Origin of the sequence: Serratia sp. BNK-23, from assembly GCF_047456145.1 — a bacterium.
Classification (GTDB): Bacteria; Pseudomonadota; Gammaproteobacteria; order Enterobacterales; family Enterobacteriaceae; genus Serratia; species Serratia nematodiphila.
In genome coordinates, this window is the sequence record NZ_CP179900.1 from 4,919,115 (window position 1) to 4,938,795 (window position 19,681).

General features: G+C 61.2%; 17 protein-coding genes. 9 read left to right on the top strand and 8 right to left on the bottom strand.

Features of this window, described 5'->3' with window-relative positions; translation table 11 throughout:
• The first annotated feature begins 137 nt into the window (after positions 1 to 137).
• On the top strand, positions 138 to 746 hold the full coding sequence (locus tag ACMGF9_RS23365; RefSeq protein ID WP_015376165.1) for a LysE family translocator: 609 nt from the start codon (positions 138 to 140) through the stop codon (positions 744 to 746).
• On the opposite strand, the gene ACMGF9_RS23370 is transcribed toward ACMGF9_RS23365, so the two are convergent.
• The 7 genes from ACMGF9_RS23370 to ACMGF9_RS23400 form a co-directional block, all read right to left on the bottom strand.
• Entirely contained in the window at positions 743 to 1,294 is a 552-nt protein-coding gene (locus tag ACMGF9_RS23370; RefSeq protein WP_016929575.1) for an MltR family transcriptional regulator, read from the bottom strand. The genes ACMGF9_RS23365 and ACMGF9_RS23370 overlap by 4 nt on opposite strands.
• A 94-nt stretch (positions 1,295 to 1,388) precedes the next feature.
• Positions 1,389 to 2,534 carry a mannitol-1-phosphate 5-dehydrogenase gene (locus ACMGF9_RS23375; RefSeq protein WP_021504154.1) on the bottom strand — a complete coding sequence of 382 codons (1,146 nt, stop codon included), beginning with the start codon at positions 2,532 to 2,534 and terminating at the stop codon, positions 1,389 to 1,391.
• Between the two features lie 58 nt (positions 2,535 to 2,592).
• The gene (locus ACMGF9_RS23380) at positions 2,593 to 4,506 is read right to left on the bottom strand and encodes a PTS mannitol transporter subunit IICBA (RefSeq protein WP_015376163.1); all 1,914 of its coding nucleotides are present in this window, start codon (positions 4,504 to 4,506) and stop codon (positions 2,593 to 2,595) included.
• Between the two features lie 542 nt (positions 4,507 to 5,048).
• A complete protein-coding gene (locus ACMGF9_RS23385) occupies positions 5,049 to 5,768 on the bottom strand; it encodes a DUF3053 domain-containing protein (RefSeq protein ID WP_015376162.1) in 720 nt (239 codons plus the stop codon).
• Between the two features lie 331 nt (positions 5,769 to 6,099).
• Complete coding sequence (gene glyS / locus ACMGF9_RS23390) at positions 6,100 to 8,169, bottom strand: glycine--tRNA ligase subunit beta (RefSeq protein ID WP_004933969.1); 2,070 nt, start codon at positions 8,167 to 8,169, stop codon at positions 6,100 to 6,102.
• A gap of 9 nt (positions 8,170 to 8,178) precedes the next feature.
• Positions 8,179 to 9,096, bottom strand: coding sequence for a glycine--tRNA ligase subunit alpha (gene glyQ / locus ACMGF9_RS23395; protein WP_004933966.1), 918 nt, complete (start codon positions 9,094 to 9,096; stop codon positions 8,179 to 8,181).
• Positions 9,097 to 9,862: 766 nt separating this feature from the next.
• The gene (locus ACMGF9_RS23400) at positions 9,863 to 11,851 is read right to left on the bottom strand and encodes an autotransporter domain-containing esterase (RefSeq protein WP_031299773.1); all 1,989 of its coding nucleotides are present in this window, start codon (positions 11,849 to 11,851) and stop codon (positions 9,863 to 9,865) included.
• A 196-nt stretch (positions 11,852 to 12,047) separates the two neighbouring features.
• Between ACMGF9_RS23400 and ACMGF9_RS23405 the strand changes: the two genes are divergently transcribed.
• The 8 genes from ACMGF9_RS23405 to ghrB all read left to right on the top strand — a co-directional run bounded on the left by ACMGF9_RS23405 (position 12,048) and on the right by ghrB (position 19,473).
• Entirely contained in the window at positions 12,048 to 12,614 is a 567-nt protein-coding gene (locus tag ACMGF9_RS23405; protein ID WP_004933960.1) for a DNA-3-methyladenine glycosylase I, read from the top strand.
• The gene (locus ACMGF9_RS23410) at positions 12,611 to 13,063 is read left to right on the top strand and encodes an N-acetyltransferase (protein WP_015376160.1); all 453 of its coding nucleotides are present in this window, start codon (positions 12,611 to 12,613) and stop codon (positions 13,061 to 13,063) included. Before ACMGF9_RS23405 ends, ACMGF9_RS23410 begins: the two co-directional genes overlap by 4 nt.
• A 247-nt stretch (positions 13,064 to 13,310) precedes the next feature.
• Positions 13,311 to 13,973 carry an OmpA family lipoprotein gene (locus ACMGF9_RS23415; protein ID WP_004933954.1) on the top strand — a complete coding sequence of 221 codons (663 nt, stop codon included), beginning with the start codon at positions 13,311 to 13,313 and terminating at the stop codon, positions 13,971 to 13,973.
• 124 nt (positions 13,974 to 14,097) lie between these two features.
• Complete coding sequence (locus ACMGF9_RS23420) at positions 14,098 to 15,132, top strand: LacI family DNA-binding transcriptional regulator (RefSeq protein ID WP_015376159.1); 1,035 nt, start codon at positions 14,098 to 14,100, stop codon at positions 15,130 to 15,132.
• 165 nt (positions 15,133 to 15,297) lie between these two features.
• Complete coding sequence (locus ACMGF9_RS23425; RefSeq protein WP_021504157.1) at positions 15,298 to 16,050, top strand: sugar phosphate isomerase/epimerase family protein; 753 nt, start codon at positions 15,298 to 15,300, stop codon at positions 16,048 to 16,050.
• 7 nt (positions 16,051 to 16,057) lie between these two features.
• Positions 16,058 to 17,023, top strand: a complete 966-nt coding sequence (locus tag ACMGF9_RS23430) for a sugar kinase (protein WP_033645233.1) — start codon at positions 16,058 to 16,060, stop codon at positions 17,021 to 17,023.
• A gap of 130 nt (positions 17,024 to 17,153) precedes the next feature.
• Positions 17,154 to 18,422 carry an MFS transporter gene (locus ACMGF9_RS23435; protein WP_004933942.1) on the top strand — a complete coding sequence of 423 codons (1,269 nt, stop codon included), beginning with the start codon at positions 17,154 to 17,156 and terminating at the stop codon, positions 18,420 to 18,422.
• A 73-nt stretch (positions 18,423 to 18,495) separates the two neighbouring features.
• On the top strand, positions 18,496 to 19,473 hold the full coding sequence (gene ghrB / locus ACMGF9_RS23440; protein WP_033631399.1) for a glyoxylate/hydroxypyruvate reductase GhrB: 978 nt from the start codon (positions 18,496 to 18,498) through the stop codon (positions 19,471 to 19,473).
• Position 19,474: 1 nt separating this feature from the next.
• Here ghrB and ACMGF9_RS23445 read toward each other — a convergent pair whose 3' ends face one another.
• Entirely contained in the window at positions 19,475 to 19,627 is a 153-nt protein-coding gene (locus ACMGF9_RS23445; RefSeq protein ID WP_015376155.1) for a hypothetical protein, read from the bottom strand.
• Positions 19,628 to 19,681 lie beyond the last annotated feature (54 nt).

Consider the following 19,681-nt stretch of genomic DNA (forward strand, 5'->3'; position numbering starts at 1 on the left):
CTCTCCAGGCAATGGGTACAGTTTACATTTCACACAACTGTAACCATGACAATATCCGATTTGTGGTTCTGTCACCATCCCATCGCAGCGATTATGCTGATCCTCTCGTTATCACCGTCATTTTCAAGGAACCTGCCATGCTGGACTCCGCCTTTGTCAGCTACGTCACCGTCATGTCGATCACCCCCGGCCCCAACAACCTGCTGCTGGCCTCGTCGGGCGTCAACTTCGGCCTGCGCCGCACCCTGCCGATGCTGTTCGGCATCTGCGTCGGTTGTGCAGTACAGCTGGCGATCATTATCCCGCTGCTGGCGCTGGCGCTGAGCTGGGCCGGCGTCATCCGCTTCCCGCTGGCGGTGATCGGCTGCGCCTACCTGCTGTGGCTGTCGTGGAAACTGTTTCAGGCGGCCTCGCCGGACGCCAAAGAGCAGGCGCAGCCGATGAGCCTGCTCAACGGCGCGCTGTTTCAGGCGGTCAACCCCAAGGCCTGGCTGATGGTGATCAACGTGGCGATCCTGTTCACCCCGCGCGAAGGCGCCACCTTTGTCCATACGCTGTCTATCATCGCCGGTTTCGCGTTGCTGAACTTGCCGTGCGTGCTGCTGTGGGCGGTGTTGGGTGACCGGTTGCGCAACGCGCTGCGGGTCACCTGGAAACTGCGCGCCTTCAACGGCGTGATGTCCGGGCTGATGGCCGCCACCGCGCTGTGGTTGCTGTTCGACGAATGGCGCGCGGCCTTCGCTTAGCCGCGGCCGAGAGGAGAGAGTCGGGAAGGTTGTTTGGCACCGATGCCGGCGATCAGGTCGGTAATGGACAGCACCATGGTGGAGCGCACCATCTGCTGATAGCGCTGACGCTGCATGGCGATCAGCGCTTCATCCGCCTCGCCCGGCTGCAGGAAGGTCGGCACCGGCGGCAACGCGGCCACACAGTGCAGCTCGCCGAACGGCCCGAGGATTTCGTCGTCGACGAAGCGGTATTCCGAACCGTCGTGGTTCAGCTCTTCGCGCATCGCCATCAGCAGCTCGGCGTCTTCATATTCGTGGCGGGAAATCACCCCCAGCCCGTACATCAGCTTCAGGCGCACCGACAGCTCCCCCAGCGGGCCGCTGCCGGACAATAGCGGTTCGACGGCATATTTCACCGCATAGTCGTCCTTGCGGAATACCTGCACCACCAGCACGTTGAGCGCTTCCGCCAGCAGCTCTACCGCCGCGATCAGGAAGCTGCGCACCGTTTTGCCCGCGTTCAGCTTTTCCAGAACCTGGTTTTCAAATGCCTGTGCTTCTTCCATCGTCGCTTTTCGAAAGGCGTGGGGAGGGCCGTCGATGCCGAACTCGGGTTCCAGGAGCGCAGCAAGCTGCGCTCGGGTGTTCATCATCACGATTCTACTTGTGCATGGCGTTATACACAGCAACGGCCTCTTCTACAACCTCGCTTTCCGCCGGCAGGCCGGAAATTTGCGCCAGCGCGGCTTTCGGCCCGAGCGTGTTCAGCAATTCCGCCAACTCCAGCGCCTGCGGATCCTGTTCGCTGCGGTAACTCATGGCGGCGGCGATGCCCTGGATCAGGTTGGCATGCGGCAGGCCGTATTCCAGCGTGCCCAGCAGCGGTTTGATCAGGCGATCGCCGGCGCTCAGCTTGCGCAGCGGCTGGCGCCCTACGCGCTCGACGTCATCGTGCAGATACGGGTTTTCGAAGCGGCCGAGAATTTTGTTGATGTAGGCGGCGTGCTTGTCGGCGTCGAAGCCGTAACGCTTGATCAGCACCGCGCCGCTCTCTTCCATCGCCCCTTTCACCACGCGGCGGATCGCCGGGTCGAGAATGGCGTCGCGAATGGTTTGCAGCCCGGCCCGTTGGCCGAGGTAGGCGGTGATCGCGTGGCCGGTGTTGAGGGTGAACAGCTTGCGCTCGACGAAGGCCATCAGGTTATCGGTCAGCTCCATGCCGGCGATCGCCGGAGGCTGGCCTTTAAACTGCGTCTGATCGACGATCCATTCGCTGAAGGTTTCCACCGTCACTTCCAGCGGATCGCTGCTGTCCGCCGGCGGCACGATGCGATCGACCGCCGAATCGACGAAGCCGACGTGCTGCTCAACCCATGCCTGCTCGTCCTGCGGCAGCGCGGCAAACACGTGCTGCTTCAGCTGGCTGGTGCCGCGCACCATGTTCTCACAGGCGATGATGTTCAGCGGCTGCACATTGCCCTGCTGATGGCGCAGCACCAGCCCTTTGGCGATCGTGCCGGCGATTTTGGCGAGAATTTGCGGGCCAACGGCGGTGGTCACCAGATCCGCCTCGGCGATCAGCGCCACCGCGGCTTCGCTGCCGCTGTTGACGGCGCTGACGTTGTTGACGCTCTCTACGCGCTCTTGCTCGCCCACCACGTGCACCTGGTAGCTTTTACGGCTGTTCAGCAGATCCAGCACCGTTTGATTGACGTCGGCGAAGGTCAGCTCAACCCCGGCGTCCGCCAGCAGCTTGCCGATAAAACCGCGGCCGATGTTCCCTGCGCCAAAATGTAATGCTTTCATAACTCTACCTTCTTAATGTCGAAGGGTGCAGCACGCTGCACCCTTGAAAATGATTCTGTTATCCGGCTTTTTTGCCGCCGAGCAGGTCCAGCACTTCCTGAACGCTGGTGGTATTCGCCAGCCGCTCGATCACGCTCTCGTCATCCAGCGCGTTGGTCAGGCTGGTGATCACCTGGATATGCTCGTTGTTGCGCGCGGCGATGCCGATCACCAGACGGGCCACTTCATCCTCTTCATCGCCGAAGCGCACGCCCTGCGGGTATTGGCAGAACACCACGCCGGTACGCAGCACCCGGTCTTTGGCCTCGATGGTGCCGTGCGGCACGGCGATCGATTCGCCCAGGTAGGTGGAGGTGAGCTTTTCGCGCTCCAGCATCGCCGGCACGTATTCCGGCTCAACGTAGCCGCCCTTCACCAGTTGCTCGCCGGCGAAGCGGATCGCCTGCTCTTTGTCGCTGGCCTGCAGGTTGAGGAACACGTTGCTCTCGCTTAGCTTGAACAGCCCCGGTTCGCCGGCCTCTGCAGCCGCGTACGCGCCGCTCTGCGGGGCCGCTGCGGCAGCGGTGTTCACCGCCAGCAAACGCTCGACCAGATCGCCATACAGCTTGCTGTCGAGGAAGTTAGTCAGCGAAATGTGCTGGGCCTGCGGCGCATGGCGCATCGCGCGCTCGGTCAGATCGCGGTGGGTGATCACCAGATCCACATCGTCCGGCAGGCTGTTGATAGCGCTGTTGGTCACCGAGATGTTCTTCAGCCCGGCGTCGGCCACTTTCTTGCGCAGTACCCCGGCGCCCATGGCGCTGGAGCCCATGCCCGCATCGCAGGCGACGATGATTTTGCGCACGGTGCTCAGATCGCCATCGACCGCCGCCGGCGCGGCCGCGCCGCCCTTGGACTGCGATTTCATCTCTTGCACGCGGCGGGTCGCGGCTTCCAGATCGTCATCCTCTTTCACCTTGGAGGTTTTCAACAGGAAAGCGGACACCACGAAGGAGACGGCAAAGGCTGCGCACACCGCCGCAATGTTGGCGAAGTAGGCGCCTTTCGGAGTCATCGCCAGCACCGCCAAAATCGACCCCGGGGAAGCCGGAGACACCAGGCCGCCGTTCAGCATCGTCAGGGTGAATACGCCGGTCATGCCGCCCAGGATCACCGCCAGCAGCAGACGCGGGTTCATCAGCACGTACGGGAAGTAGATTTCGTGGATGCCGCCCAGGAAGTGAATGATCGCCGCACCGCCGGCGGATTGCTTGGCGCTGCCGCGGCCGAAGAACATGTAGGCCATCAGCACGCCCATGCCCGGGCCTGGGTTGGCTTCGATCAGGAAGAACACCGATTTGCCGGCTTCCGTCGCCTGCTGGATGCCCAGCGGCGAGAAGATGCCGTGGTTGATGGCGTTGTTCAGGAACAGGATTTTCGCCGGTTCAACGAAGATGGACGCCAATGGCAGCAGGTTGTTCGTCACCATCACGTGCACGCCCGCCGCCAGCAGCTTGGAAAGCACCTCCACCAGCGGCCCGATGCCCAGGAAGGCCAGGATCGCCAACAGCATGCCGATGATGCCGGCGGAGAAGTTGTTCACCAGCATTTCAAAGCCGCTTTTGATCTTGCCGTCCACCCAGCGGTCGAAGTGCTTGATGGCCCAGCCGCCCAGCGGACCGGCGATCATCGCGCCGAGGAACATCGGCATGTCGGCGCCGACGATGACGCCCATGGTGGTGATGGCGCCGACCACGCCGCCGCGATCGCCGCCCACCAGCCGCCCGCCGGTATAACCGATCAGCAGCGGCAGCAGGTAGGTGATCATCGGGCCGACCAGCTTGGCTAAGGTCTCATTCGGCAGCCAGCCGGTTGGAATGAATAGCGCGGTGATAATCCCCCAGGCGATAAAGGCGCCGATGTTGGGCATCACCATGTTGCTCAGGAAGCGGCCAAAGTTTTGCACTTTAACCTTGATGTCTGGTGAAAACATAAAACACACCCCTATTGTTACGCGCTGACAATAGAGCGCGTGATTATTGTTGTGACGATCCAGCCGTGTTGCCGCTGTATGCGAAACGGACTCTATCACGCTGTTTTTGTCACGCGAACTTCACGAATTTTTTGTGACGCAAGTCACACACAACACCCCAACAACCCCTCATTTATGGTGATAAAGATCACATTTATGGCGTGTAAAAAAAGCACAGTGAGAAAAAAACCGCCCAAAAACCGACAATAAAGTGATTAATGTCACATTTTTAACTTGGTTGTTTGTTTTTAAATTGTGATAAACATCACAATTTATTTTTAGCTGCAGCGCCCGAACGCGACGCTCTGTTTGATCTTCCCTGTGAGCACTCATCCCGCCGGGAACTAGCGAAGTGATGAATGAAAGAAAACTACAATGCCGAATGAATGGATTAATTGAAGTGTAGTACAGAAGCCTGCGTAATAAACCAGCAAGCTATTGGAAACGCTGAGGGGAAATAAAACAGGCCGGCCAATGCCGGCCTGTAGATCGTCGTAGGCGCGTTATTGCGTCACGCTTTGAATGGCTTTCTGCGCATTCACCAGGTTCTGCTGTTTGGCCACCAGATTCGACATCATGGTGTTGTACTGCGCCACCTGCTGCGCGGTGCGGAACTGCACGCCGTTGTTGTTGAAGCTGACCTGATTGCCCTGGCTCTGCAGGAAATCGCCAACCTGCACCAGATCCTGCACAAAGCTGGCGGTGGTCGGGATTGCCGGCATCAGGGCGTTGGCCGGCGCGGTGACGATTTTGTCATAGGCCTGGTTATACACCGCCTTCAGATCGTCGGGCTGTTTCAGCGCCGTGCGGGCGGTATCCGCCTGCGACTTGGCGGACTGGATCTGCTGGCCCAGCAGGTTCAACGCCCCGACCGATTGCTGCAGCGCATCGCGTTTGTTCAGATAGTCCTGTGCGGTGCGGATCTGGTTAATCTGATCCAGCGCTGGCGTCAGGCTGGCGCCGACCGACTTGGACAGCTGCTGTGAAAAGCCGACCAAAATCGCGTAATCGCCGGCATAGTTGCCGAACTTCTGCTTCTGGTCTTCGCTCAGCGTGGGGATGTTCGCCCCGCTGCGCATCACGGTATTCTGTAAGTAATCAATGAATGCTTTGCGCTGTTCCGGCTCTTTATCGCCGCAGGCGGTCAATTGCATGACCACCAACAATGCCAATACCGGTGCCAACCAACGCGCGAAACCTCTGCTCTGGATCCCTACCGCCATGTGACATAACTCCTGTTATAAACCTGCTTTTTCATTGGACTCCGCCCCTTTTTCCGCACTCCGTGCGCCTATAAGAATAGATCAACTGGCGGCGTTCCGATACGCGATTCCGTTTGCGGTGAACATTGTCTCGGCCGGAGGCGGTTGAACATCGTGCGCAAAACGCACTGAGGTTCATTGCCGTCGGCGACCGGATGCTTCAATTTCCCCAAGTCGCCCCCCAAGTCGCCCCCCAAGTCGCCCCCCAAGTCGCCAGGCGACCTTGCCTTCGCACCCAGGAAACGGAAATAAAAAAGGCGCCCGCAGGCGCCTTTTCACAGCACAGAGCCGTTTACTGCAGTACGGAGATATCCGCCACCTGCAGGAACAATTCACGCAGTTTGCTCAGCAGCGTCAGACGATTCACGCGCACTTCCGCATCGTCCGCCATTACCATCACGTTGTCGAAGAACGCATCCACCGGTTCACGCAGCGCAGCCAGTTCCACCAGCGCTTCCTGGTAATTGCCCGCCGCGAAGTACGGCTGCAGCTTGTCGCGCAGCACCACCAGGTGGGTCGCCAACTGGATCTCCGCCGCGTCCTTCAGCACCGAGGCGCGCACGCTGTCGTTCAGCGTTTCGGTAGATTTGGCCAGGATATTGGAGACGCGTTTGTTGGCCGCAGCCAACGCCGCCGCTTCGTCCAGCGTGCGGAAGTGGGATACCGCCTTGACGCGCGCGTCAAAGTCGGCCGGCTTGGTCGGACGGCGCGCCAGCACCGCCTGAATGGTATCGACCGCGTGGCCTTCTTCCTGATACCAGGCGCGGAAGCGGCCCAGCATGAATTCCACCACCTCATCGACCACTTTGGCGTTGGTCAGCTTGCTGCCGTACAGGCGCACCGCCTCTTCGGTCAGGGTCTGCAGATCCAGCGGCAGGTTTTTCTCGACGATGATGCGCAGCACGCCCAGCGCGGCGCGGCGCAGCGCGAACGGGTCTTTATCGCCTTTCGGATGCTGCCCGATGCCGAAAATGCCGGCCAGGGTGTCCATCTTGTCGGCGATCGCCAGGGAACAGGCCACCAGCGACTGCGGCAGCGCATCGCCGGCGTAGCGCGGCTGATACTGCTCGTTCAGCGCAACGGCGACGTCTTCCGCCTCACCGTCGTGGCGCGCATAGTGCATGCCCATCACGCCCTGGGTGTCGGTGAATTCGAACACCATGTTGGTCATCAGGTCGCACTTCGACAGCAGGCCCGCGCGGGTGGCGTGGTTGACGTCGGCGCCGATCTGGCCGGCAACCCAGCCCGCCAGCGCCTGAATGCGATCGGTCTTGTCACGCAGGGTGCCCAGCTGCTGTTGGAACAGCACGGTTTCCAGGCGCGGCAGGTTGTCTTCCAGACGTTTCTTGCGATCGGTGTTGAAGAAGAACTCGGCATCGGCCAGGCGCGGACGCACCACCTTCTCGTTACCGGAAATGATCTGCTGCGGGTCTTTCGACTCGATATTGGCCACAAAGATAAAGTTCGGCAGCAGTTTGCCCGCGGCGTCGTACACCGGGAAATACTTCTGGTCGCCCTTCATGGTGTACACCAGCGCTTCCGCCGGCACCGCCAGGAATTTCTCTTCGAATTTGGCGGTCAGCACCACCGGCCATTCCACCAGCGAGGCCACTTCTTCCAGCAGGCTGTCGCTCAGATCGGCTTTGCCGCCAATCTTCTGCGCCGCCAGTTCGGCGTCGCGTTTGATGAGGGCTTTACGCGCTTCGTAGTCGGCGACCACTTTGCCGCGCTCCAGCAGGATCTGCGGGTATTGGTCGGCGTTATCGAGGGTGAACTCGGCTTCGCCCATGAAGCGGTGGCCACGCACGGTGCGCGCGGATTCGATGCCCAGCACGGTGCCCGGGATCAGATCGGCGCCCAGCAGCATCGTAACGGTGTGCACCGGACGCACGAACTGCACGTCGGAGTCGCCCCAACGCATCAGTTTCGGGATCGGCAGTTTAGCCAGCGCGGTGCTGACCATGCCGGCCAGCAGTTGCTGCGCCGACTGGCCTTTGACGTGGGCGCGGTACATCAACCACTCGCCCTTGTCAGTCACCAGGCGTTCAGCCTGATCGACGGTGATGCCGCAGCCGCGCGCCCAGCCTTCGGCCGCTTTGCTCGGTTTGCCTTCGGCGTCGAACGCCTGGGCGATCGCCGGGCCGCGTTTTTCAATTTCGCGATCGGCCTGCGCCGCGCTCAGGTTAGCCACTTTCAGCGCCAGGCGGCGCGGTGCGGCGAACCAGCTCACTTCACCGTGTTCCAGGCCGGCGTTGTCCAGCTCGGCGGTGAAGTTGGCGGCGAAAGATTCCGCCAGGGAACGAAGAGCCTTCGGCGGCAGCTCTTCCGTGCCGATTTCCACCAGGAAAGTCTGTTGAGTCATGGCTGCCTCTTAGTTCTCGTTCTTCTTGTTGCACATCGGGAAGCCCAGCGCTTCGCGGGAAGCGTAGTAGGCTTCGGCAACGGCTTTGGTCAGCGTGCGGATGCGCAGAATGTAGCGTTGGCGCTCGGTCACCGAAATCGCTTTGCGCGCGTCCAGCAGGTTGAAGGTATGGCCCGCCTTCAGGATGCGTTCGTAGGCCGGCAGCGGCAGCGGTTTTTCCAGCGCCAGCAGCGATTGGGCTTCTTTCTCGTACTGCTCGAAGCAGGAGAACAGGAAGTCGACGTCGGCGTATTCGAAGTTGTAGGTGGACTGCTCCACTTCATTCTGATGGAACACGTCGCCGTAGGTGGTGACGCCCAGCGGGCCGTTGCTCCACACCAGATCGTACACGCTGTCCACGCCCTGGATGTACATCGCCAGACGCTCCAGACCGTAGGTGATCTCGCCGGTCACCGGCTTGCACTCCAGGCCGCCGACCTGCTGGAAGTAAGTGAACTGCGTCACTTCCATGCCGTTCAGCCACACTTCCCAACCCAGGCCCCAGGCGCCGAGCGTCGGGTTTTCCCAGTTGTCTTCCACGAAGCGAATGTCGTGGATGGTCGGATCCAGACCCAGCTCTTTCAACGAGCCCAGGTAGAGTTCCTGAATGTTGTCCGGCGATGGCTTAATCACCACCTGGAACTGGTAGTAGTGCTGCAGACGGTTCGGGTTTTCGCCGTAGCGGCCGTCGGTCGGGCGGCGAGATGGCTGCACATAGGCGGCGGCCATCGGCTCCGGCCCCAGTGCGCGCAGGCACGTCATCGGGTGTGAGGTTCCCGCGCCGACTTCCATGTCCAATGGTTGAACGATGGTGCAGCCCTGGCGCGCCCAATAATCCTGCAGTGTCAGGATCAGGCCCTGGAAGGTCTTGGTATCAAACTTTTGCATGTTGAATTCGCACGCGATACAAGTGGATTTAGATGGAATGAGCCAGTATACCCGTTGACCGTAAGATATACAGCCAGAATCCGGCAACAAGTGCGAATCGGGGCGAGAAACGCTGGATTTTCGCGCGCGGCGCGCGCAGGACAGGGCGCCGGTTAGCCGGCTAATTTCACCGGCGACGAACGGGGCGAAAATACGACCCGCCAAAAACATTAGAATAACTTAACAAAAAACGAGACTAATCGTTGCTTAAATCGTCACTTATTCGCCCGCAGCTCCTGTTCTCACCAACCCTATTTACGCAGATTGAAATGCACACATGCTTATATTTGCCACAGGGCAAAGTTACGCCAATGTTATTTTTGTTAATTTTATCAACTAAAAAACTCGCCTCACCGGCAGATAATGTGACTAACCGCCAAATTATTTCTTATATCGTGAAAAATAAGGAGAGATCACGCGATGGGCCGCGGCAGCGACTCGAGGAGAAACAAGCGGATATGTAATACGCCAACAATGAGCCACATAAACCCATTGACAGTTAATCTTTGGTTATACAATAATAATTAAAATTTTCCCTGGTGTTGGCCAAGTGGCTACCTGATCCTTTCATAGGATCAGTTTTTTTTTGTATTTCCGTCAGCATCATGACGGTCCGCATAATTAATTCCCGTCCGCTTCCTCTTAATTAGCTTCCCTTATAAGAACGTATCGCTTACGCAATGCCATTTAGCGCGCCTTTGGCAAACGCGCTCTGCAGGCACCCCATTCAAAAACGCGCGCTGACGCCGACGTTATACATAAACTGCTCGCCGCTGCTCAGGCCGCCGGTTTGCGAGACGGTGGCGAAGGCCGACACCCTGTCCGTCAACGGCATGTTGGCCCCGAGCGTGACATCCACCCAGTTTTTGTCCTGGCCCGCACTGTCGCGAGTAAATGAGGTTTGCGTCGATTTCAGGCCGCCGCCGGCGCGGTAGACGTCATCGCCGAACTGATGCTGATAACTCACTTCCGCATAAGGGTTAAACACGCCGAATTGCGTATCCAGCCGCCAACCCAACGCACCGATCTGCGAGTGGTAGGTTTGATCGTTGAAGCGCATGGCGGTGCTGTCATCGCCGTCTTCGCTGTAACCGGAAACGCGGCTGTAATCCCAGGCGAACTGCGCCACCGGCCCGGTGGTCAGGTAAGAAGCGATCGGGAAGTCATAGCCGGCGGTCACGCGCGCCCCCCACTGCTTGCCGGAGGTCGAACCGGTTTCGGTGCGCGTCAGCGGCCCCAACCGCATGCTGCGGCGGATGTCGTCATAATCCATCGTCGCATAGTGCAGATCGGCATTGACCCATCCCTGCTCGAATATGGCCAGCGAACTGAAAGCCGAGAGCAGCAGCCCGCGCGCCTTGTAATCAAAGCGGCTGGAAGGATGCTGATCGTCGTTGGAACCGGCGATCAACGCACCGATCAACCAGCTGTCGGTCAGCTGATAGTCCACGCCGACGGTCAGGTTGTGGGTGGTAGCGTTGCCGTCCCCCGCGGCCCGGTTATCGGCATAGTCGTAATGCTGGCCGGCGTAACCGCCGAACACGCCCAGCGAACCCTGCGGGTTGTCGCCGTTGCGCAGCTGCTGGAAGCGGCTGTCGAGCGTGGCGCGGCTGTCACGCGCCATCGCCGCCGTCGCCTGATTCAGCGCCACCACCTGCGCCGGGCCATCCAACACCGCCTGGATATAATCCGCAATCAGCAGGTGCGCCTGTGGGCTGGGGTGGAAATGGTCGGAGAACAGATAGGACTGGCCGGCGTCGAAGCCGGGCATGTCGGAACGGCATACCGCCGAGGAAACGCCCGGCGGGCAAGCCATGCCGGCGGTGTTGGCGAAGCCGAACTGCGCCGGATTGGCGATCGCTTCGGCGAACAGCTTGTTGACGTCCACCCGCACGATATTGCCGCTCCCCTGCGCCAGCAAACGGTCTTCGCTTTGATTATAGAAATCGGTCAGCTGAGCGGCCTGCGCGCTCAGGCCGTCATACGCCGCGATAAGCTGCGCGGCGATCGCCTGCTGCACCTGAGGAATGGCGCTGCCCTGTTTCGCCGCAGCGGCCAACGCTGCGTGGATCGCCTGCGTGCGTGAAGCGTTGTCCGGCGTCGCCACCGAATTAAGCGTGGCATAGGCCGCCTGGATCGCCGCCCCCTGCACCGGAGACAGCGCCTGTTGAATGATCAATTCCATCAGCTGCGGCGTGGAGCCGATGTTCGGCACCGTCGGCACGATCACCGTGCCGGCACCGGCGTTCAGCAGCGAATGCACCTGCGCGGCCGCCGCGGCGGCGCTGTTATAGGCCACGCCGGGCGCGGTAGCGGCATTCAGCGCCGCCGCCGCCAGATCGTTGCCGCCGATCCAATGAATATACAAACCGTCGCCGTCGGCCTGGCCATTGACCCGGTTCAGATAGCGCTGCACCTGCTCCTGGGTGTTGTCGGCCGGGTTCAGGCCCGGCACCGCCACGGCGCCGCCGGCGGCGTAGTTCTCACCGCCGTTGTCCGAAGCCACCAGCGCCGCCCCGATGCGTTGCGCCAACGCTTCGTCGTACAGCAGGTGCTGGCTGCCGTCATAGGTGAACCGGCCGTTGTTGCCGGTATCGCTCAGGCTGTCGCCAAAGACGTAGAGTTGATCGTACGCCTGAGCCGGAAGGGTCACACTGCAAAGTAACGCCACTGCAAGCGCCGCCGGGCGGGGCATGCACGTTATTTTTAGAGGCATGAATCGACTCCTGAGAGCCTGCAAATGAAGGCCATGTCGTTTTTATCGTTGGTCAGTTTTCCACCGGCCATGTAGTAACTATTGTCGGCTTTTTCGTCACGTCAAGCGGGCTGATGACAAAACAATCAGAGACTTGCCAAGTTCGGCGCTTCGAGCGATGATTACTGTTCATAAACACAGCATAAGGACATTCAGGATGGCAGACGAACGTTGCGGTTGGGTGACGGCCGATCCGTTGTATCTCGAGTATCACGACAAGGAATGGGGCGCGCCCACCACCGACGCGCGCGAGCTGTTTGAAATGTTGTGCCTCGAGGGGCAGCAAGCCGGCCTTTCCTGGATCACCGTCCTGAAAAAGCGCGAGAACTACCGCCGCGCTTTCCACGGTTTCGATCCGCAGCGGGTCGCCGCCATGACCGAACAAGACGTGGAAAACCTGCTGCAGGACAGCGGCATCATCCGCCATCGCGGCAAGATAGAAGCCATCATCACCAACGCCAAGGCCTATCTGGCGATGGAGGCGGCCGGGGAGAATTTCGTTACCTTCATTTGGGACTTCGTCGGCGGCCGGCCGCAGCTCAACCGCTGGCAAGCGCTGAACCAGGTGCCGGCCAAAACCGAGCAGTCCGACGCCATGTCCAAGGCGCTGAAAAAGCGCGGCTTCAAGTTTATCGGCTCCACCATCTGTTACGCCTTCATGCAGGCCAGCGGGCTGGTGAACGATCATCTCACGGGGTGCATGTGTTACCCAAAGCCACGGTGATCCGCCCCTGTGGCCCGGAGGATATCGAACGGCTGATGGCGCTGTGGCTGCCCAGCACCATCGCCGCCCATCCGTTCGTGGCGGAAAAATACTGGCGTGAGAGCGCCGCGCTGGTGCGGGAAAACTACCTGCCGCGCGCGCAAAGCTGGGCCTGCTGGCACGAAGGCGAGATCGTCGGCTTTATCAGCGTGCTGGACGAGCAGTTCATCGGCGCGCTGTTTGTCGATCGGGCGTTTCACGGCCGCGGCGTCGCCCAGGCGCTGATGACGCACGTGCAACAGCGCTACCGCCGACTCAGTCTGGAGGTGTACCAACAGAACCTGCGCGCCTGCGCGTTCTACCACAAGCACGGCTTTCAGATAACGCAGCGCCTGTTCAATGATGAAACCCAGGCCTATACGCTGATCATGAACTGGCCGGCAGTCGAAAACTCAACCGGTTACGCTTAAAAAAGGCGCATCCGCACCCCGGATGCGCACAATTAGGAATCCGCTGCATGGCGCCGCCCGGCGTTTTGCCGCATAACTCCCCCAGCACTTACCCGCGCTCATCATTTGTCACGTTTTTCTCCGGAACTGCCGGCGAAAGCGCGCGTCATAGGTAGCGCGGCGATGCGGGCTCCCTGCGTCACCCACTTTTTTGCGTCCCCGCTTTGGGCCGGCGCGTACAGATTCTGATGCCATTAAGGACAAGAACATGAAAAAACGCATTGCAATTATTGCCGGCGCCGTGAGCCTTACGCTCGCGCTGTCGGCCTGTACCACCAACCCTTACACCGGTGAATCCGAAGCCGGCAAATCCGGCATCGGCGCAGGCCTCGGCGCCGCACTGGGCGCCGGCGTCGGCGTGCTGTCCTCTTCCAAGAAAGATCGCGGCAAGGGTGCGCTGATCGGCGCAGCGGCCGGTGCAGCCCTCGGCGGCGGCGTAGGCTATTACATGGACGTGCAGGAAGCCAAACTGCGCGACAAGATGAAAGGCACCGGCGTCAGCGTCACCCGTCAGGGCGACAACATCGTGCTGAACATGCCGAACAACGTGACCTTCGACAGCAGCAGCGCCACGCTGAAACCGGCGGGCGCCAACACCCTGACCGGCGTCGCCATGGTGCTGAAAGAGTATCCGAAAACCGCGGTCAACGTGGTCGGCTACACCGACAGCACCGGTTCCCGTTCGCTCAACATGAACCTGTCGCAGCAGCGCGCCGACGGCGTAGCCAGCGCGCTGATCACCCAGGGCGTGGCGGCGAACCGTATCCGCACCACCGGCGCCGGCCCGGACAACCCGATCGCCTCCAACAGCACCGCGGAAGGCAAGGCGCAAAACCGCCGCGTCGAGATCACGCTCAGCCCGCTGCAGTAATCCCGTGCGGGGCGCCACCTGCGCCCCGCCGCCTCCCTGCGATTTTCTCCTTACCCTTCAACATTCCCGCCCGCACATCGGGTATGGTAGTCTCCTTGGCAATTAACCGCAGGAGGGATCGGCTGTGAGCACTGTCAAGGCAACGCGCGCATCGGGACGCGCCACCATCAGCGATGTGGCCAGCATCGCCAAAACCGGCAAGACCAGCGTGTCGCGCTATCTGAATGGTGAACAACACCTGCTTTCCGACGATCTCAAACAGCGCATCGAACAGGCGATCCAGCAGCTCGACTACCGGCCAAGCCAGATGGCGCGCAGCCTGAAGGGCGGCCAGACCCGCCTGATCGGCCTGATCCTCGCCGATATCACCAATCCCTACTCGGTGGACGTGATGCGCGGCATCGAGGCCGCCTGCCGCCAGCACGGCTTTACCCTGCTGGTGTGTAATACCAACAACGAAGTCAATCAGGAACAGCACTACCTGCAGTTGCTCAGCAGTTACCGGGTGGAAGGTATCGTGGTCAACGCGGTCGGCATGCGCGAGGAAGCGTTATCCACGCTGCAACAGTCGATGCTGCCGATGGTGTTGATCGACCGCAAAATCCCCGACTTCGCCTGCGACGTGGTGGGCCTGAACAACCGCGAAGCGGCCACCGTCGCCACCGAACACCTGTTGCAACAAGGTTTCGAAGCGATCCTGTTCCTCAGCGAGCCGCTCGGTACGGTCAATACCCGCCTGGAACGCCTGCACGCCTTCAGGCATACCATGGCGCAGCACCCCGCGCTGTTGGCGGAGCAGGCCGAAACGCCGCTCAACGATCGGCAGAAACTGGAGCAGGTGCTGAGCGATTTCAGCGGCCGCCACCGCGGCATGCGCAAGGCGGTGATCTCCGCCAACGGCGCCCTGACGCTGCAGGTGGCGCGCGCCATGCGTCGGCTCGGCATCCAGTGGGGCAACGACATCGGCCTGCTGGGCTTTGACGAACTGGAGTGGGCGGAACTGGCGGGCGTCGGCATCACCACGCTGAAACAGCCCACCTACCAAATGGGGCACGCTGCGCTGGAACGGCTGGTGCATCGCATTCAGGGCCTGGCCGCCCCCAGCGGCGAGCAGATGTTCTCCGGCGAGCTGATCGTCCGCGGCTCCACCACCCGCTAACCCGCCTTTTCCGGGGCGTTAACCGTCCCGCCCTCACCGGCTGTTTTTTGCTCAGCTTCGTGATTGCGATCATATTTTTACACTCTGCCGCTTTTCGCTGGAACCGGTTCCATTTAACGTACCGGTAACAGCAGCGGCGGCGACAATGCCGCCTCAGGAGTCAAAATGAAAACAGAAATCATCGTGGTCACCGGCGCCTACGGCACCGATACCGTCAAACAACACGGCGGCCAGCGCGCGCTGTTGCCCCTCATCGCCGGCGCTGGCGCCGACGGGGTGGAGATCCGCCGCGAACTGTTCGCCGCCGGCGAGCTGGACAGCCTGCCGGCGCTGGCGCAAGAGATCGATCGCCAGCAGCTGTTCGCCGTCTACTCCGCCCCTGAGGCGCTGTTCACCCCGCAACATACGCTGAACCCCAACCTGCCGGCGCTGCTGGCGGAAGCGCAGGCGCTGAACGCGCGCCAGCTGAAGCTGTCCCTCGGTCATTTCCGCCCCGGCTTCGATTTTACCGAGCTGAAAGTGGCGCTGGAGCAACACCCGGTCAAGCTGGTGGTCGAAAACGACCAAACGCCGGACTGCGGCATTTTGTCGATGCTGAACGCCTTTTTCCACGCCGCGGAAGATAGCCATCTGCCGGTCAGCATGACCTTCGATATGGCCAACTGGCTGTGGGTGGGGCAAGACGCCTTCGCCGCCGCCGAGCGCCTGGCCCGCCACGTCGGTTACGTGCACGTCAAAGCCGCCACCCAAGGCCCGCGCGGCTGGCGCGCCGTCGCGCTGGACGATACCGACGGCAGCTGGCGCGATCTGCTGGCCCGCCTGCCGCACGATGCGCCGCGCGGTATCGAATTCCCGTTGCAGGGCGATGACCTGGAGGCCGTCACCCGTCATTACGTCAATATTTTGCGTGCGGAGTAACCCCATGATGACAACGTTAACGGCAACGACGGCGCAGCAGACGCCCCTGGATGTGGTCACGCTGGGCGAAGCCATGGCGATGTTCGTGGCGGCGCAAACCGGCGACCTGGCGGAGGTGGAAACCTTCACCAAACGCATCGCCGGCGCCGAACTGAACGTGGCGATCGGCCTGGCGCGTCTGGGCATGAACGTCGGCTGGGTCAGCCGCGTCGGCAATGACTCGTTCGGCCGCTTCGCCCTGCAGCAGCTGAAAAAAGAAGGCATCAACTACCGGCAGGTGACGGTCGATGGCCACTATCCGACCGGTTTTCAGGTGAAATCCAAAACCACCGATGGTACCGATCCCAGCGTGGAGTACTTCCGCAAGGGCTCGGCGGCCAGCCACCTGTCGATTGCCGATTTTAACCGCGAGTATTTCGGTTCCGCGCGCCACCTGCACCTGAGCGGCGTGGCGGCGGCGCTGTCCGGCGAATCGCTGGCGCTGTGCCACCATGCGGCGCGCGAGATGCGCGCCATGGGCAAAACCATTTCGTTCGACCCCAATCTGCGCCCGGTGCTGTGGCCCAGCCGCGAGGTGATGATCGAGCAGCTGAACCAGCTGGCGTTCGCCGCCGACTGGGTGCTGCCGGGGCTGAAAGAGGGGCAGATCCTCACCGGCCAATCGACGCCGGAAGGCATCGCCGATTTCTATCTGGAACGCGGCGTGCAGGCGGTGATCATCAAAACCGGCCCGGACGGCGCCTGGTTTAAAACCGCCGCCGGCGATAAGGCGGCGGTGGCCGCAGTCAAGGTCGACAACGTGGTGGATACCGTGGGGGCGGGTGATGGCTTTGCCGTCGGCACCCTCAGCGCCCTGCTGGAAGGCAAAACGCTGGTACAGGCGGTGCAGCGCGGCAACAAAATCGGTTCGCTGGCGATCCAGGCCATCGGCGACAGCGAAGGCCTGCCGACCCGCGCGGCGCTGGCCGAATAACAATAAAAAAACGACTTCTCCGCATGACGTCAGCCTCTGGCCCTACAACCGGGACGCGTCGGGAGAGCATCTGCCCCTTCTTCTGGCATGCCGGGCGAAGGGGATGCAACACCACTGAAGGATACTGAACATGAACAAAGCGACTGTCGCGGCCAAACGCTGGTGGTACATCATGCCCATCGTGTTTATCACCTACAGCCTGGCCTATCTCGATCGCGCCAACTTCAGCTTCGCCTCCGCCGCCGGCATCAATGAGGATCTCGGCATCACCAAGGGCATGGCCTCGCTGCTGGGCGCGCTGTTTTTCCTCGGTTATTTCTTCTTCCAAATTCCCGGCGCCATCTACGCCGAACGCCGCAGCGTCAAAAAATTGATCTTCTGGTGCCTGATCCTGTGGGGCGGTTGCGCCTCGCTGACCGGCGTGGTGAGCAATATCCCGATGTTGGCCGCCATCCGCTTTATCCTCGGCGTGGTGGAAGCGGCGGTGATGCCGGCGATGCTGATCTACATCAGCAACTGGTTCACCAAATCGGAGCGGTCACGCGCCAATACCTTCCTGATCCTCGGCAACCCGGTGACGGTGCTGTGGATGTCTGTGGTGTCAGGCTACCTGATCCACGCCTTCGGCTGGCGCGAAATGTTCATCATCGAGGGCATTCCGGCGGTTATCTGGGCGTTCTGCTGGTGGGTGCTGGCGAAAGACAAACCGGCGCAGGCCGGCTGGTTGAGCGCCGATGAGAAACAGGCGCTGCAACAGCAGTTGGACGAAGAACAGAAAGGCATCAAGGCCGTGCGCAACTACGGCGAAGCCTTCCGCTCACGCAACGTGATCCTGTTGTGCGTGCAGTACTTCGCCTGGAGCATCGGCGTGTACGGCTTCGTGCTGTGGCTGCCTTCCATCCTGCGCAGCGGCATGCAGATGGGCATGGTGGAAGCCGGCTGGCTGTCGGCGGTGCCTTACCTGGCGGCAACCATCGCCATGATCGTCGTCTCCTGGGCGTCGGACAAAATGCAAAACCGCAAGCTGTTCGTCTGGCCGCTGCTGCTGATCGGCGCGCTGGCGTTCTTCGGCTCTTACGCCGTCGGCACCAACCACTTCTGGATCTCCTACGGCCTGCTGGTGGTCGCCGGCGCCGCGATGTACGCCCCTTATGGGCCGTTCTTCGCCATCATTCCGGAAATGCTGCCGAAAAACGTCGCCGGGGGCGCCATGGCGCTGATCAACAGCATGGGCGCGCTGGGTTCGTTCTTCGGTTCGTGGTTCGTCGGCTATCTGAATGGCGCCACCGGCAGCCCGGCGGCCTCTTACATGTTTATGGCCATCGCACTGGTGGTGGCGGTGGTGCTGACGCTGATCGTCAAGCCCGCCCGCAACGAGATCCAGCCACAATTGGCTTGATCCGGTTATACTTTTTCTCTGTTAACCCAACCGGGGGGGCGCCATGCCCCCTTTGGCCCAGCTGGAGTTCGTGATGAAGCCTTCTATCGTATTGTACAAAAGCCTGCCCGCCGATCTGCGTGAACGTCTGGAACAGCACTTCACCGTGCACGCCTTCAACGGCCTGCAGCCGGAGAACCGCGACGAACTGCGCCAGGCGCTGCAGCAGGCCGAAGGGATCATCGGTTCCGGCGGTAAAATTGACGAAGCTTTCCTGCAGCAGGCGCCCAAACTGCGCGCGGCCTCGACCGTTTCCGTCGGCTACGACAACTTCGACGTCGAGGCGCTCAACGCCCATAACGTGCTGCTGATGCATACCCCGACGGTGCTGACCGAAACCGTCGCCGACACCATCATGAGCCTGGTGCTGGCGACCGCGCGCCGGGTGGTGGAAGTGGCGGAGCGGGTGAAGGCCGGCGAATGGCGCGGCAGCATCGGGCCGGACTGGTTCGGCGTCGACGTGCACCACAAAACCATCGGCATCCTCGGCATGGGGCGCATCGGCCTGGCGCTGGCGCAGCGCGCGCACTTCGGCTTCGGCATGCCGGTGCTGTACAACGCCCGCCGCACGCACGAAGAGGCGGAGCAACGCTTCAACGCCCGTCGCTGCGATCTGGATACCCTGCTGGCCGAATCGGATTTCGTTTGCATCACGTTGCCGCTGACCGAACAAACTTTCCATCTGATCGGCCGCGATCAGCTGGCGAAAATGAAGAAAAGCGGCATTCTGATCAACGCCGGCCGCGGGCCGGTGGTGGATGAGCAGGCGTTGATCGAAGCGCTGCAAAACGGCGTGATCCACGCCGCCGGGTTGGACGTGTTCGAGAAAGAGCCGCTGCCGGCCAATTCGCCGCTGCTCAGCATGCCGAACGTGGTGGCGTTGCCGCACATCGGCTCCGCCACCCATGAAACCCGCTACGGCATGGCCGCCTGCGCGGTGGATAACTTGATCGCGGCATTGACCGGCACGGTGAAAGAAAACTGCGTCAATCCGCAGCTGTTGCGGAAATAACTCAGCGCGGCCGGTGGTCTGCGGATAACCGGCCGTGTTGCTCTTCCTGCTGCGGCGCGAACAGCGCCTGCAGCTGATGTTCTTCGGCGAAGTGCTGCAATTCGGCATCCTGAATTGCCCGAACGATCTCTTCTCGCCAGTTTTTGTCCGTCATCGCTAACCTCCTTTGATGTTCATCGTTTAATCTGCCGCAGCGCGCGCGCAAAGC